The organism is Bacteroides mucinivorans, assembly GCF_034654355.2.
In the GTDB taxonomy this organism is placed as follows: domain Bacteria; phylum Bacteroidota; class Bacteroidia; order Bacteroidales; family Bacteroidaceae; genus Bacteroides; species Bacteroides nordii.
This window is the reverse complement of the sequence record NZ_CP178179.1, coordinates 2497879-2514770: the sequence shown is the minus strand read 5'-3', so window position 1 is coordinate 2514770 and position 16892 is coordinate 2497879. Positions and strand designations below refer to the sequence as shown.

General features: G+C 37.2%; 10 protein-coding genes. 3 read left to right on the top strand and 7 right to left on the bottom strand.

All coding sequences use genetic code 11. The features are described 5' to 3' along the window. Nucleotides 1–16 precede the first annotated feature (16 nt). From VCM39_RS09190 to VCM39_RS09180, 3 genes are read left to right on the top strand one after another with little or no spacing between them, the layout of a single operon-like run. Nucleotides 17–1978: a RagB/SusD family nutrient uptake outer membrane protein gene (locus VCM39_RS09190; protein WP_289292584.1), complete on the top strand. Its 1962-nt coding sequence runs from the start codon at nt 17–19 to the stop codon at nt 1976–1978. Nucleotides 1979–2018: 40 nt separating this feature from the next. After that, a complete protein-coding gene (locus tag VCM39_RS09185) occupies nt 2019–3311 on the top strand; it encodes a DUF5000 domain-containing lipoprotein (protein ID WP_289292585.1) in 1293 nt (430 codons plus the stop codon). Between the two features lie 39 nt (nt 3312–3350). After that, nucleotides 3351–4082 carry a DUF4998 domain-containing protein gene (locus VCM39_RS09180; protein ID WP_289292586.1) on the top strand — a complete coding sequence of 244 codons (732 nt, stop codon included), beginning with the start codon at nt 3351–3353 and terminating at the stop codon, nt 4080–4082. 326 nt (nt 4083–4408) lie between these two features. Here the strand turns inward: VCM39_RS09180 and VCM39_RS09175 are convergent, their stop codons facing one another. From VCM39_RS09175 to VCM39_RS09145, 7 genes are all read right to left on the bottom strand, one after another. Continuing rightward, the gene (locus VCM39_RS09175; protein WP_289292587.1) at nt 4409–4672 is read right to left on the bottom strand and encodes a hypothetical protein; all 264 of its coding nucleotides are present in this window, start codon (nt 4670–4672) and stop codon (nt 4409–4411) included. A gap of 725 nt (nt 4673–5397) precedes the next feature. Next, on the bottom strand, nt 5398–6597 hold the full coding sequence (locus VCM39_RS09170; RefSeq protein ID WP_322933031.1) for an alpha/beta hydrolase family protein: 1200 nt from the start codon (nt 6595–6597) through the stop codon (nt 5398–5400). 7 nt (nt 6598–6604) lie between these two features. Beyond that, on the bottom strand, nt 6605–9226 hold the full coding sequence (gene galB, locus VCM39_RS09165; protein ID WP_322933032.1) for a beta-galactosidase GalB: 2622 nt from the start codon (nt 9224–9226) through the stop codon (nt 6605–6607). 72 nt (nt 9227–9298) lie between these two features. After that, nucleotides 9299–9619 carry a hypothetical protein gene (locus tag VCM39_RS09160; protein ID WP_155896556.1) on the bottom strand — a complete coding sequence of 107 codons (321 nt, stop codon included), beginning with the start codon at nt 9617–9619 and terminating at the stop codon, nt 9299–9301. Between the two features lie 70 nt (nt 9620–9689). Next, the gene (locus VCM39_RS09155; protein ID WP_002559969.1) at nt 9690–10112 is read right to left on the bottom strand and encodes a hypothetical protein; all 423 of its coding nucleotides are present in this window, start codon (nt 10110–10112) and stop codon (nt 9690–9692) included. Between the two features lie 121 nt (nt 10113–10233). Next, nucleotides 10234–10710, bottom strand: a complete 477-nt coding sequence (locus VCM39_RS09150; RefSeq protein ID WP_002559968.1) for a hypothetical protein — start codon at nt 10708–10710, stop codon at nt 10234–10236. 13 nt (nt 10711–10723) lie between these two features. Continuing rightward, complete coding sequence (locus VCM39_RS09145) at nt 10724–16885, bottom strand: RHS repeat-associated core domain-containing protein (protein WP_322933033.1); 6162 nt, start codon at nt 16883–16885, stop codon at nt 10724–10726. Nucleotides 16886–16892: the final 7 nt, after the last annotated feature.

The following is a 16892-nucleotide window of genomic DNA, read 5'->3' as shown; positions in this document are numbered from 1 at the left end:
CAATAAACAGATCAAAATGAAAAAGAAATATTTATCTATATTGGCCCTCTCAATGGCGCTGACTACAAGTTGTAATTTTCTTGATGTCATGCCCGACAAATTGGGAACCATTGAATATGCATTCCGTGATCAGGTGAGTGCAGAAAAATATCTGGCCACATGTTACTCATACATACCAAGCCAGTTTGCTACAAATGACGTCTATATGTATGGTAACGAAATAACCGCTTATAATAATGTTCAGACCAATGGTATGAAACTATTATTAAACGGAAATAGTGTCACTTCTGTCAGTATGGGATCATGGAACAACTTCTATCAGGCTATACGCCATTGTAACATCTTCCTTGAAAACGTAGATCAGGTACGCGATCTTGAAGAATACGATAAAGTTCGTTGGGTACTCGAAGTGAAATTTCTGAAAGCATATTACCATTGGATGCTGGTACAGAAGTATGGTCCTATCGTTGTAGTACGTGACAATCTTCCTATCACCAGTCAACCGGAAGAAGTACGTCTGCCGAGAGAACCGCTGGACGACTGTATCGAATATATTATCAGTCTACTTGACGAATGTATCGGAAGCAATCTTGACGAAGAAGAAGATTCGGGAATTCATCTGCCGGATAAAATAGAAATGGCAATGACTGAATATGGTCGTATCACCCGCCCTATTGCTGCCGCATTAAAAGCAAAAATCCTGGTACACATGGCCAGTCCGTTCTTTAATGGTAATAGTAATAACTATGCCGGATTCAAAGATAAAGATGGCAAAGCATTGTGGCCTACTACTTACGACCCTGCAAAATGGACTCGTGCAGCCCAAGCATGTAAAGAAGCAATCAAATATTGCGAAATGGGAAATCACGAACTTTACCATTATACAAATCTGGGTACGCTGAAAATTTCAGAAGATACACGCAAAATCTTAACTTTCAGCCAACTTATCACAGATCATGCCAACAATCAGGGAGAATACATCTGGTCAAACAGAATCAACCTGAGTACAAAAGATTATCAGTTCAACATGATGCCTGCACTCAATGCTTATTGCCGTACGGCACGTCTGAATTCACACTGGAATCCAACATTGGAATTTATTGAGAATTTCTATTCCTCTAATGGTGTACCCATTGAAGAAGATAAAGACTGGAATGCAAACGGTTGGTATAAATCACGTTATGAAGTAACTCGTGGTGACGCTGTGCAAAAGTTATACATTGAACAGAATTACCCGACAGCCCGTCTGAATACTTACCGTGAGCCACGTTTCTACGGTGATGTTGCATTTGACGGTTCAGTATGGTTCGGAGCCGGTAGAACAGATGAATCTAAATCTCAAACAGTGAAGGTGCTTGCCGGCGATCCGACAAACTATCCTGCCGGACGTAACGGTAACCAATACTATTCTACAACCGGATACTTCATACGTAAGTTGACGCCTTATACTACTTATGTTACGGAAGATTCAAAGACAGAGTTTAAGGGGACAAACTATGCTTTCCCTATTATCCGTCTGGCAGACCTTTATCTGCTCTATGCAGAAGCATTGAATGAGTCATTGAGTGCTCCAAATGAAGAGGTATATAAATACATCAATCTAGTACGTGAGCGCGCCTTCCTTCCAACCGTTGAAGATGCATGGGCAAATCATTCTATAACCCCGGACAAATACCTGACTAAAGACGGTATGCGTGATATTATTCAACAAGAACGTATCCTTGAACTTGCATTTGAAGGTCATTACTTCTATGATCTGCGTCGCTGGGCTAACGGTACAAAGAAAAGTAAATTTGATATTTTCGAACAATTCAATAAAAAGATTCGTGGCTGGAATGTAGAAGGAGAAACTGTAGAAGATTTCAATAAAATAAAAATTTACTATTCACCGAAGTTCACTCAAAGAGATATGTTATGGCCTATTGCTGAAAGTGAAATGATGATTAACACCAATTTGGTGCAAAATCCGGGCTGGTAATTAACCTATATCTTTTACAATATTAAAACAAAACGTAATCATGAAAAAAATATTCTTATTACTGCTCGCCGCAGGAGCCCTGTTTTCCTGCCAGGAAGAATTCATCGGACAATATCCGGTGGATAACATCCCACCCAAACCAATAACTAACGTGGAACAGGTGGAACAAGTATCAGGAGGTGCCATATTGAGTTATGTACTGCCGGATGATCGCGATTTGCTATATGTACAAGCCGAATATACACTGGATACAGGTGAAAAAATGGTAGTAAAATCGTCTATGTACGGAACTCAGATCAAAATAGACGGTTTTGCCAAAGCCGAACCACGCCAAGTAACATTGTATGCTGTAGACCGTAGCCATAACTTTTCTACTCCGGTAGAATTTACCGTCAACCCGGCACAATCTGCTATTTATGACGTAGAAAACTCAATGGAGTTGATACCAACTTTCGGTGGAATGCAAGTTAGCTGGGAAAACCCGACAGGAGGAAACATCGTGATAATGGTATCGGAAGATATCATGGAAGGTTCGGATGTACAGCAGAATGTGGGTAATTATTACTCAAGTGCCAAAGATGGTACAGCGTATATACGTGGATATGAAGCCGTACCCCATACTTTTTATGTACAGGTTAGAGACCGCTGGGGAAATAAAACAGATGTTAAATCGGTGACTCTGGTACCTCTTTACGAAGAATTTATCAAACCGAAAGATGAAACACAACAGTATTTCAAAAAATGGAATGATGACCCGGATATACCTTACAGACAGTATAGTACTAACTATACCATCGAAAAATTGTGGGATGGTAAAACGATGTACGGTACCAGCAGCAGTAACTTTTTCCATACACCTGCCGGATACCCATTCCCGGTATGTTTCACATTCGATATGGGACGTACCTTCCGTCTGAGCCGTTTCAAACTCTATCAGCGTGGTACTGCCGACTGGGTTTACAATCACGGTAATCCGAGAATATTCAAAGTATACGGTTCACCTGATGACAAAGCACGTGTGAATCCGGTTAACGAAGGTGAACATCCATGGACGCTGCTGGGCGAATATGAATCAATTAAACCATCAGGATTGCCAGTAGGTAAAAAGAGCTGTACGGATGAAGATATCGAAAAAGGTGCCGGAGGTGAAGATTATGACTTCACTTATGGTTCTGCTTACGAAGTACGTTATCTTATGTTCCAAATTGACAAAACCTGGGGAGGTACTGAGATGATACATATTTCCGAATTAGAATTCTGGGGACAAGACCCGAATAAAGAATCTACCCCGGAACCGGAACCAGAGCCAGAACCGGAAACTCCTGCCGAGTAAATAAGGAAAGAAAAAAGTAACTATTAAACGATTAAAAGAATGAAAAAGATAAATTATATACTGATCGCTGCTGTATCTGCTTTATGCGCTTGCTCAGATATGAACTCTTTGCATGATAAATACTTGGCGGATGGTGAAACGATCTATCTGGCACGCTTCGATTCTGTGAAGATCTATCCCGGAAAAGAAAGAGTAAAAGTGCTCTATTGGCTTTCAGATCCAAAGGTAGCAACAACTACCGCTATGTGGAGTATGGACAGGGAAAGCGGTGAATACGAAGTACACAAAACAACTCCGGACAATCCGGGTAGTTTCATAATCACAGGCCTGGATGAAGGAAGCTACAGCTTTAACTTCTACAACAATAATGCAGAACATGATCTCCGCTCTATCAAATATAGTATAACAGCTATCAGCTACGGGGATTCTTATCAGAATGCGATTATTAATACCAGCCCTACTGATTTCACTTATCATCAAATGCCTGATAAGTATAGTTTCAAAATAAAGACGAGGTATGAAAATGCTGTAGCTTATGAAGTATGCTATACTAAAATAGACGGTACAAAGGTGACAGACTTAAGATACAACATTGCAGACTTATGTGATGAAAACGACAACATGATTTATCCGATCATGCTCGAAGGAGGAGACGATACAATGGAGATCCAACTTCGTACGGTATATCATCCGGAGCCAAACTGTATTGATGAGTTTGTAACCAGTTATGAGACGTATACTCTATCAGATCCGAATTTAGTTTTAGAATAGAATAAGTCAATCACACTATTTATTTGGTGAATAATGTAGAGAAGAGGGTACCCGTGATGGGTATCCTCTTTGTATTATATTACTATTTATATTATTCTATATCAAACAATTATCAACATCTATACTTTATATTACAAGAGTACGTATTTAAGTCTGTGTTAAATACGTACTCTTATATCCTAAAAGTACGTACTTTAATACCCCAAAAGTATATACTTTTGTATCCACAAAAATAGATATTGAAATAGTCCGTTAAAAATGTTAACGGGGAAAACAGGTATTTATCTGTTACATAAAGAATAATAAGGTTTCACATGGCTCCGGTATTATGATTTCTTCATCCACATAAACCATTTTAGCAATTTATACTTGAAGTACCTCTTTGATACAATGGATTTTGCAGTAGCCAATCTGGCAACATTTTCTTTTCCGTATTTATCTTTCTCCTTTTTTACAAGTTTCAGTGCAGCACACAACAAACAACGACTACATTTCAAGTTTGAAAGAGAAAGCTTTCTCCAATCTTTTTCAGATTCTATTTCCCAAAAGTAATCCTTCAAAAAATCATATATATTTTCAGATTCTTCCATATCCGTTTTCATCAGGCAAGGACAAGGAGAATCAGTATCAGACTCTTGCTGCCTACCAGATAAATAAAATCTGTATCTCAATATGCTCATGCTCTTTATATTATTGTATAACTGAAATTTGGTACAAAAAACGTACCCAATTCCAATATATAAGTTTTTCGGAGGTGCAGCAAACACCCCAGACACATCTTATATACTGAAAAGGTGCGTATATCGTTGATTTACAACATACAGCTCCCCATTCAGCTTAAATGTGTCTTTTGATAGTTTCGCTGCTTTCCGAAAAACACTTAAACTGATTACTCTAAAAGCGATACTTCGGGAGTATAACCGCAAAAGTAACGAAAAGAAAATACACTGCAACAAAAAAAAGTATTTATATGTCGCTTATGAATATATTTTATCCTATTGTAATACAATTTTAGTATATCTGACTGAAGTTTGTAATTATTTAAAAACTACAGATACATTCAAAAAAGAAAATGACAGACAAAAAAAGAGGACAAATGGCATTACACGATAAATTATTATATATCAACCAATTACATCTGTTATTTTTTTCCTCGTAGAGAATCATCCCGTTCCTCTAGGAGGAACACTCTGTTTGTCGTAGAGAAACGGAGCGATTCTCTACGACAAATAAACAAAAGAACTATAAGATATTACAAAGAGTTACTGTACGGAAAAGAAAAGCCATATGCTGCGTAATGAAAAATCAACATTATCTATTCCTGCAAATCTCCGGATAATTGATTACCAGAGTTATCCGTAACATTTACAAACCAACGAACAACCTTTTGAGGTAATTCAACTTTCCACTCTTTACCCGAAGGAACAGCTTCTACAAAATGCCACTCACACTTCTCCTGCTCTACATTTGTATCTGTAGTATAATAGAGAACTACTTTTTGGACAGGTGATGATGAAACAGCCTTTACAGAAAGTATATTATCCTGTAACCGCAATGACTTTATTTTCGGTAATGCAGGGCCATTACACAGATAATGATCTATAAAAGTACCGATTTCCTGGTTATTCCAACCATGACCATGACCATGCCTTAATTTATACTTTATCAATACCTGCCCCTTGGAAACCAATGCAGCACTCTGCGTCATACTCGGCAGATAGAAATGTACATCATTCGTACCATTCAAAAAGAGAACCGGACATTTGGCACGCGACAGATAGACAGAAGGATCATATTGCTTTATCCACGTTTCACGTTCCAATAGAGAAAGCTTATCCAACTGCTGTTTCATCCGTCCGCTTTCAGCGAGAAAGCCACATCCGTAAACAGGAACAGCCGCACGAAAACGATGATCTAATGAGGTAGCAACACTGGTCAGAACTCCTCCCCAACTGATACCGGTAAGTGCCGTACGCTTCTTGTCTACTTCAGGAAAGCTAAGCAATAAAGAATGAGATAGTATTACATCTCCTACAGCCTGATACATCCACTGTTCTTTCAATGGCAATGTCACATCAAAATAAGGGGTATCTTTACCGTTTTCTTCAAAACCGTTCTCAATATGTTCCTTATTCGCTCCATTACCGCGGGTGTCAATAGCTATGGCAGCATATCCACGACGTGCCCATAGTAACACCCATTCGCGAAAGGCTCTTCCACCCCCACCATGCACCAATACAACACCGGGGAGCTGTTTGTCTATAGAACGATCGCCTTTCAACATACCGGGTGTAGCATAAAAAGCAAAAACCTGTTTCGTATGCCCCTTATACGGCAACCCTTCAAACTGAATGGACCGGATGGAATCTTCGGCAACTACCCGATAAGCAGGTGTCTTCAGAATCTCATCACCTTCCCACGGAGTACCCTTTACATCAATATTTTGTGCTGATACACTGATTGCCAGCAAGCACATACCTGCCAGCAATCTTATTGTCTTTATTTTACTTCCCATACACAACTCACTTAACATCGGCCACCACTTGCAGACTGACCTTCTTCGTTGGAAGTCCCTCTGACTCTACTGTCAGGACAGCTTCACCCGCCTTACCGGATACAGAACGAAGAATGACCAGGCAAAGCCCATTGTATGCCTCACGTTCATGAGACTGGAAGGGAACAAAACTGGTAGCATCACCATTATCGGTAGCTACAATCTCAACCGGACCACTAACCGAGAACTTTAACAGGTTCTTTGTACGGGGAACGGTCAACCCTTCTTTATCTACAACATCAATACGCACAAAAGACAGGTCCGTACCAGTATTTCGAAGAGTCTTCTTCTCCGGATTGACAGATAATGCAGCAGGCTGGCCTGTTGTCTTTACCTGTTGTTCCGCCCACTGTTTCCCCTCTTTATAAGCTATCGCCTTCAGTTCTCCCGGTTCATACCGAACGTCATCCCAGGTGAGACGATCATAAGAATGCTCTTTCTTCCGTCTGCCTTGCGACTTCCCGTTTAAGAAAAGTTCCACTTCGTCACCCGAAGTATAAATATGAACCGGTGTAACCTCTCCTACCCGCTCCGGCCAGTTCCAATGCGGAAGGATGTGAACCAACGGAAGTTCTTTACGCCAATAACTCTGATAATTATAGTAACGGTCTTTAGGGAATCCGCATAAATCCACAATTCCAAAATAAGAACTACGGGATGGAGTTTTTATTTTGCCTAACTCTTCCAACTCTTTTTTAGCCGCCTCCAACTCTACAGGATCAGAGAAATTCAGCAGATTGGTCAGATCTTTATTATAAGGCGTAGGTTCTCCTAAATAATCGAACCCCGTCCACACAAATTCTCCACTCATAAACGGATATGCCTCATTCATTTTGAATTGTTCTTCCGGCATACATCCCCATCCGATAGTAGTCACATCATACGAAGAGAGTTGAAAACCGGAACGGCTGTCGTTCACATTCTTCGTCACCGGGAAGAAATATTCTCCACGGGAACTGGTAGCCGAAGAGGTCTCGCTGGCGTGATAGCGGCGTGTAGGATTCTGCTCTTTAAACAAAGGATATGTCTTATGATAATAATTCAGCCCGAATATATCCACCTGATTGACAATATCACGATAAATCGCATCCCGTTTGTTGCATCCCAAAGAAGTAGGACGCGTAGGATCTTCATCATGACTGTAAGCAGTAAGATTACGGGCAATCTCTATACCCAAATCTGTTACCTGATCGTGCACCTCATTACCGATACTCCACATAATCACCGACGGATGATTCCGGTAATGACGAACCAACGAACGCATATCTGCTTCATTCCAATCATCAAACAGGATATTATAATCATTTTCCCGTTTCCCTTTATGCCAACTATCCACAAACTCCAATTGCATCATCAAGCCCATACGGTCACAAAGAGCTACCAATTCAGGTGCAGGTGGATTATGTGAAGTACGAATTGCATTGGCTCCCATCTCTTTCATTATGCGCAACTGGCGCTCGGCTGCCACTTCATTGAAGGCTGCCCCCAATGCTCCGAGATCATGGTGCATGCAAACTCCTTTGATAGGTACTTTACGGCCATTCAGCATAAATCCCTGATCGTGAGTAAATTCAATCTCACGTATACCGAAAGGAGTCTGATAACGTTCCAGCTCACGACCGTCTACTTCAATGCGGGTCACTGCCACATAACAGGCGGGAGATTCAATTTCCCACAATTTAGGATTAGGCACAACAAAACCGGACTGTAACTCGGTAGTAGCTTGTTGCTCCATCTTCACTTTTATCGCAGGACAGGAAGCCACCTTAGTGCCTTTAGGATTTCCTGTCTCGTCCTGTTCATAAATATCAGTCTTCACGCTTGCCTGCACACTCTTCCCCGTATTATTTTCCAATTGGAGGGTCATATCCATCACTGCTTTATCAGTAGAGATCTCTTTGTTACGAATAAAAGTTCCCCATTGCGCCACATGTACAGGAGACGTTTTCACCAACCATACATTCCGGTAGATTCCCGATCCCGGATACCACCGGGAAGCATCGTCCGGATTATCCAGACGAATAGCCAGTGTATTTTTCTTTCCGGCTTTCACATAAGGAGTCAGATCAAGACGGTAAGAAGCATAACCATACGGCCATCCACCGACGAATTGCCCATTACACCAGACAGACGAGTAAGACATCGCCCCATCTATATCCAGATAAATTTGTTTTCCGATATCTTTAGGATTCAACTCAAAGGATTTACGATACCAGCGTATTCCCCAATAAGGCAATTTTCCGGTAGCTCCTACATAATCTATATTAAAAGGTCCTTCAATAGCCCAGTCGTGCGGAAGGTTCAACTGCCTCCAGCTACTATCGTCAAAATCCGGTTTCACGTAAGCCACCTCGCCTCCCGGGTTTCCTGCCGGACGAATATGTTTCTGCCCCGATTTGATAAAATCATTGGCACAAGGCAGTAAATAGGGTTTCAGACGTGAATAATGCAAAGTACTATCAGCTCCACTGGGATCATTCTCCTGATATCGCCAGTCTCTATTCAAGTTTATACGCTCTTGCGAAGCAACTTCATTGCTCCACGAGAGAAAATATACACTCAACAAAATAAATATAAATGCCTTTCTCATCTTTAATGATATAAATAGTTTTATACTGTTTAATTAGTTAACGTTTTTCCGTTTTTCCTTCCGCTTGCCTTTCTAAAGCAATAACGACATTACCTGTACAACACTTATATTTTTTTTCACTTTATTATATCCCTCTTTTTCAAGAGAGAGTGAGATTTTAGGACAACCAAATATACCACCTGTCATTGAGGTAATTTCAAAATTTCCAAGACTATCCGTATATATAGCCCAGTTTCTGCTGTCTTCTTTTGCCATTACTCTTTTTACCATTACCTTATTTATTGGCAATCGGGTTTCAGAATCAACCACAACACCTTGTATATGTTGTAAACAATCACAAGAAGTAAAAACGGCAACAATAAATACCAATATAGTAACCTTTATGGATTTCATATTTTTATTTTTAAGAAAAAGTGTATCATTCCAAATCTCATAAAAAAACATTAGTACATGCAAGTATTATTTATTCACAAGAAAAATCAAAATAATACCCTTTCTTAGTAGTTACAAATAATACTCCATCTTTCGGCACATTGGGAATCCCTTTTTTCTCTGCTTTTACTTTTGAAATTAGTTTTGTATTTTTTATATTCGTAAAATCAAACCGATTCCTAAAGCAATTCACTTTTTTCTCCTCCCTGATTATTATATCATTTAAAATCAATAAAGGGAAAATAAAATGATTATTTACACCTGCCCTTTTCTTATATTCTTCAATACTTTTATCGCTTGTTAATGGATAAACAAGAAGAGCGTCAATAGCTGAAACTACTATACTGTCATCAGAAGCAATCTGAGAAATAGTTTGCAACTTATTATTATTTTGGCATATGCTATTTGCAACACTAACCACTAAAAAGAATAGAACAAAACATATCCTTATCATTTGAACATTTTTATTTGTTTAATTACACCAATACTTCGGAAAACATCTAAAATTGACAGTCATTCAAAATATTCAATTATCGCAACAGATCATTATTAAAATTCCATTTCATACTTTTTAATTAATATTTCTTTAATCTTTTAACAACTTTTTCTATTGGCATTACAAATATATTCCCATCAGTAATAGCAGCATCATAACCTCCACTTTCTACTTTTTGAACAGCATCAAAAATATATAAACTACTACAAATGGTATAGTTATTTTTTAAACGCCTACGAGTGTCTCTAAAATATTCTATTTTACTTTTAAAAAAACCAACCTTTTTCCCTACAAGATTAAAATCTAACGTATCTACTTTAAAAACAAAATTTAAATATCGTCCTTCATATTCATTGAGTATTAAAGTACTATCCATTCCCATTTTATCTATATTCTCCAATAAGCTTTTAGGTATTTCTGAAAAATTACACACTTGTAATTCGTACCTCCGTCCAAATTCATTCATACTATGATCATTAGATTTACATTTTCTAGAAATAGAAGAGCAACCGAATACCAAAATTTCTAAACATACAATTAAAAATAACTTCTTCATACTGTTTCAGCTTTTATGGAATTTGATAAAGATACGGACTTGAATAAATCCCTAATTGTCTGACAAATAATTGAGCATTTAAAAAGTGAGGATGAAATAGGTATATATTTGGAACTCCCGCACTCCATAAAGCTCTTGAAGTATGCCCTACACAACTATTAAAAAGTAAATCCCACCGAGTTACACCTGATACATATTCATTTAGGGCTAATGTACTGACATTATTTAGTTCCACTGACCAAGTACCTTTAGTACCTAAATAAGTCTCATAATTCAATTTTGCACCTTTAATAGAATTTTTCCAAGTTTCTGATAAGCTACTTGTAGATTTTTGAACAGGACTATCCGGCCCAACCGATACTAATCCGTATCCTCTTTCATTAGTTATAGAACTGTGTCCCCACCATTCGTTTCCACCTTTTGTACTAGCAGAATTGACTTTAATATTTTGACAGCTACCTCTATAAAAAGAAACTGCATCTGTTAGGTTAGCCAACGCCCCAAAACTATATCCGATATTTTCAAGTACAGTATTTCCTTTTTTGCCGAGATAACCCACAGTACCATTTGTAAAATCAAAGGAAGCAACTCCTAAACTCATTGAAATAGGGGTTTGCCCACCTGTGTAAACCCAAGTTCCAACTGAGTTAATCAATGAAGATCCAGTTATTGCCACAGTATTTGCCATTGGAAGACCTGAACTCGCTATCGCCCAACCTGCGTAACCACTTACTCCACCAACGGTAGCACCACCAAGCATATACCCCCAAGTTTTAACAGAACTATAATCCCATTTTATAGGATTATATTGCCCGTCGTTTGCAATAACGCCACCTGAATATGCTCCAATTGCAGCCCCAACAATTGCAGGAATAAGCCAAGGTAATTCCCCTGACGGATCTGTATACTTCAGTGGATTATTCAGGCAATAACTATATCTATTAAAACTTTGTGTAAAGTCTGGTGCTTGTACATATGGATCAGGACTTAAAAAACGACCTAAAGCAGGATCATATAGACGAGCGTTCATATTTACCAAACCAAACTCTGGTAAGTATTCATGACTTCCATAACCACGCCCCAAGAAGAGTTCCGGTTCAGTACCAAACTCGTAATATTCCAATTCTCTCCCATTACGTAATCGTCCCCACGCATCATAAGAATATTCTGCTTCATATAAGATATACCTAATACTCCCTGTATAATCACGAGCTATATTATATACTTCCCAATCAGATTTAGTATTATCAATTGTACAGACTGTTAATGCAGAATATGCATCCCCACCAATATATAAATAATGAGTATCATTTGTATTATTAACTTTCTTCACCTCATAACAATCTCCTAAAAAGGATCGACTACGAACCGTTTCATTATTCGATTTAAAAACACTTGTTTTTATACGTTTTCCTCTATCATCATAAGAAAAATTAGCAATAAATCCATTCTCCTGAATCTTTTGAGGACGATAAAATGACGTATAAGTCACAGACTGATCTCTTGTTTGCATTGGAGAGTTAACAATGCTATTTAATCCAGTTACTGCATAAGGCTTTGTTGGGTGAGCATACTCCATTGAACCAATACCATCCATAAAAGTGATATTGCCTTTATTATCATAATCTACCCTTCTTGATGTCTTATTACCCTGTTTATTATGGGTTAGAACATTTGATAACCGATTCAGATGATCGTAAGTAAAATTATCTTTATAAAACCAGACATTCGAATCCCAAACCTCCATCATATTACCTGTCTGTACATCAAATTTGTATTCTAAAACCAGATCTGTACCAGCCCAAAGCTCTTTTAATACACCAAAATTATCATAAGCCGACCAATAATAATCACCCGCATAGCAATCTATAACATGCCCAAAATTATCTTCTTCCAATATAAAATACACTTGTTCACCATTCAATAAAATTTCCATTAAATTGCCATATGCATATATATATTCTTCTTCAAGTATAGGCATAGCTGACGGATGATATTTTATTTTCGTACAATTACCATTTGCATAAGAATATTCTCTCCGAAGGAAAATATCATTATCTTCTCCTCTCTCGTAATCTTCTTTAACACGCCCATAATCATCATAGATATAAGATCTTACGAAATTTGTAGAAGTAGCAGAAGCTAACTGTTTTGTAACAGGATCATAACTGTAATTTGTTGTAAACTCCGGACAGGATTTACTCGTAATACGTCCATATTTATCAAAAACAGAAGTTATTGTTTTATTATTGGCATTTGTTTGTGTTATCGTACGTATATTACCAGAATATGATTCCGAATATGTTTGTGTACCCGCACTTGGATCAATGAGTTTTGTTTGCCGTCCATACGAATCATACTCAAATGAAGTTATGATATTATCCGGAGCTATAATTTGCTTCAGCTGACCGTCAGGTCTATATATATAAGAAATACTTCCTCCCGGATCAGTAGCTGCTACCAATTTTCCACTTTCATCGTAAGTACGGGTAGTACTGATATTCTCTGAAACAACAGTTATACTCCTACCATTATAACTTGTAGTAGTAGTTTTTCCAGAAGCTTCAACAAGAGATATTGTTCGATCATACTCATCATAAGTATATGTATTCCATAACGTAGGATCATTTCCTTTAAATGGCAACGAAGTACGCTTTAAACGACCATATCTATCATATTCAGTATCTATATAACGCCAAGTTCCATCAAAACGTTGATCTCCATTACGTACCTCTCTATTTAAAGCATCATAAAAAGTTCTTAACTGAGGTTTTCCTGTCACTGCTTGAGTATGAAGATAACTTCCCTTTACATTAGACCACGTATATATATTGCTTTTTGTTACATCATCAGGGTAATTGGTTATTACCGCACGTCCCAAATTATCATAAGTATAATTAGTAGTATGTTGTAAGAAATCCATCACACTCAAAGGATTACCATACTTATCATATGAAAGAGTTGTTGTTGTACGCCCTAATGCATCAGTCACAGTTTTTAAATAACGATTATCCGCATCATACGTATATGTTTTTCCTAAAAATTCAGTAGCAGAATAAGGAGCAGCCTTCTCCGTTAAAATATTACCAAAATCATCATATGTCCAACGTGTTTCCCCTACTTTATTCCCATTTACTTTAATAATTTTCTTTTCTATAAATGGAGTATTCATTTTATAAGTAATTTCTTCTGACTGTTTCCACAACTCATTATTTTTCCAGTTAGTTGTCTCTTTTACTAAAGGTAAACCTATAAAATAAATATTATCAAGATCATTTCTTTTATTTAAATAAGTTTGTGTGATCACTTTCTCAATATTATTTGAGTTGAGGTCACCAATATAATGGGTTTCTGAAATGGGATTATTATATTCATCATACCCATACCGCTTTGACAATGTAGTATTTGTTAACAAATCTTCAGTAGTCACAGAAGTAAGATTTATCTTTGTCTTTCGCCAAAAAGTATTAGAATTTGTATCTACATTATAACTATAATTTATTTCGGAGACTGGAGAAACTTCTTTTATCAAGACTCCCCGCTGAAATGGATCAAACGTACGTGTCGATAGTCTATTACGTACCATATCATAAGAAAGTACTTTAGTAAAGCCACAAAAACCTAATCCTTGACGATGCAAAATAGCATTTTCATATTCATATGACATGGCAGAAAATTCGGTACCATCCAATGTAGAAGTTTGTTTGTAAATAGTCCATAATGGACCCTGAAAGTTCTCATAAGGAAAAGATGCATTAGTACCCTTTTGATAGAATGGAGTTCCGCCTTCCTGGACAGAAAAATCATCATTTAACCGATAATAAGTATTCTTCTGTATAACCCCCAAACTATTGACTACCCCTGTCAGCAAACGTTGTTTAGACTCATTTTTACTAAAATAAAATTTATAAATACTACTACTACAAACACTTAACAAAAAATTATAATAATTAGGTAATGCAACAGACGAAGCGACAAATCGACTGTAAGGTTCGATAAGCATATCTCCACTTGAATTTTGTTCAAAATTCCATCCATCTTTATTAAAATACACTTTCAGTAGATCAAGTTCTGAATCTCTTTCTATAAGATCCACTAATCCATCCGAATTGGCATCTTGTAATATAAAATCATGACCCTCATAATAATTTATATGTTGCTGTTCCCAAGCAGAAAAACCTTGCCCCGTAGAAGAAAAAATAGTCCATGTATTTAAACTATTAGATGAAGATGATTCATATTCCTCCGGAGAAAGTAAAAAATCAACTTTACCATCCCCATTAATATCACCAGGAATAAGTAACCGATTTTCTAACATCTGATAAGTTAAAATAGCAGAACTAAATTTAGGATTTAAGGAATATACATTATCCTCTTTTGTAAACGAATAAACATCTATCCCACCATCACGAATATGACAAATATCAGTTTTCCCATCTCCATCCACATCCATGGGAATAATAGCACTATTCTGAACATCGAAATTAAACACATGCATATTATACAAAGTCTGACCTGTACTAAGATCAAATAGATAGCATTTAGATTCCTTATCCAACCCCAAGGGCTTATTCATAGAAACAACAAGTAACTCTATTTTTCCGTCCCCATTATAATCTCCGGGATAATACCCCTTAGGCCAAAAACCTTCACCGGCAGCATCGCTATCAAATGTTATAGTAGAAGAAAGAGTTATAGGGATTCCAGGAGCTGATTTATAGGTTCGGATATACAATCGATCTGTACCATTTTCAACACTATTGTTTATTTTCACAACTTCATCTCCCGACATACCATCCACATCAAACATTGTTAATAACTGGAAACCATCTCCCGCTATTATTTTTTCAACTTCCGGATATTCTTCTGATAAAGATTTATAAAATAACAATTCCTGTTCAGGATGATAAGAAGAAGCATACCTAACAGGGCTATTCTTATCTGGTTTATATAAATAACAAGTACTTCTTTGAGGATAAGCTACTAATGCATCATCTTCCATACCATAATTCATTTTCCCTTTTGCCAAAGTCATTGGAAGATAATCAATATAACCGGTTGCCAATTCTGCATAACCTAAGCCAAAATATTCATGCGTATTATCACTATATCCATAATAAAACCGCAATGGATTCAAATTGTCGCAATCAACCTGTGTCAATAAAGAAACTTTATCTGTCTGATATGTAAATGTATAAGTATGTAACAGAGAAGTACCATTATGACATTCAATCTTATCTAATAAACGCGAAAGCTTTATTTCAACACCTTTTTCATACCCAATAAGAACATCTGTACGAGATTTATAAGAGAATGATATATCAGCAAAATGGGAACTACCAGATATATGTGCCCCGTATTGAATCTTATCTATGTAACATCTATTATTATCCATTTCATAAATAAAATCAATAATATTACCAGCTGCATCTGTTAATTGTGTAAGTGGAAATAAAAAATCTCCATGTTTACGATACATCGCTTTTGTTCCATCCGGATATTCTGCAAAGAAATATGTCAATTGAAAATTTTCTGTTCCAAATAATATGTGCATATTACCTTGCTCTGGTTCGCAGTCATTACCATCTATAAGTAATCTCATACCATCCAATATAAAAGCATCATTATTATCAAGTGCTATGGGTTCTGTTTTCCCATCGTAATATATATTTTTAGGGACACGAGAGATTGCAGATAAACCTCCTATAGACCAACCATACCCAAGTACATCATTGCTGCCTTGACTATTATAGTTAATAGAAATATTAGGTTGAAAACCATTACGTCCGGGAGCCCCAACAATTGGAATACTATATGTTACCCCTCCTGACGAAGAGAGACCCGAGGAAAAAGGTATCTCACCAACATCTTTACTTGTGTCAATGTTGATAGAGGTTGGTATGTGTGAAAATGGATCAGTAGTAGTTGCCAAAGACTGTACTATTTTTTTCCGTTTTCGAGAAACTTGAGGAACTAATGGCTCAAGGCTAACAACTGAATCTATAGGTAAGTCTATTGTTGTTGAGTCAGAAACAGTCTTCCAAGGTTGAAAACCAGACTTTGTATAATTGTACGTCTGGGCATCTATCTTACAACAATACAACAAGAACATAAAGAAAAACACACAAAATGTCAATAAACGATGCGTCGACAACTCATATTTTTTTGCTTTCATAGATATA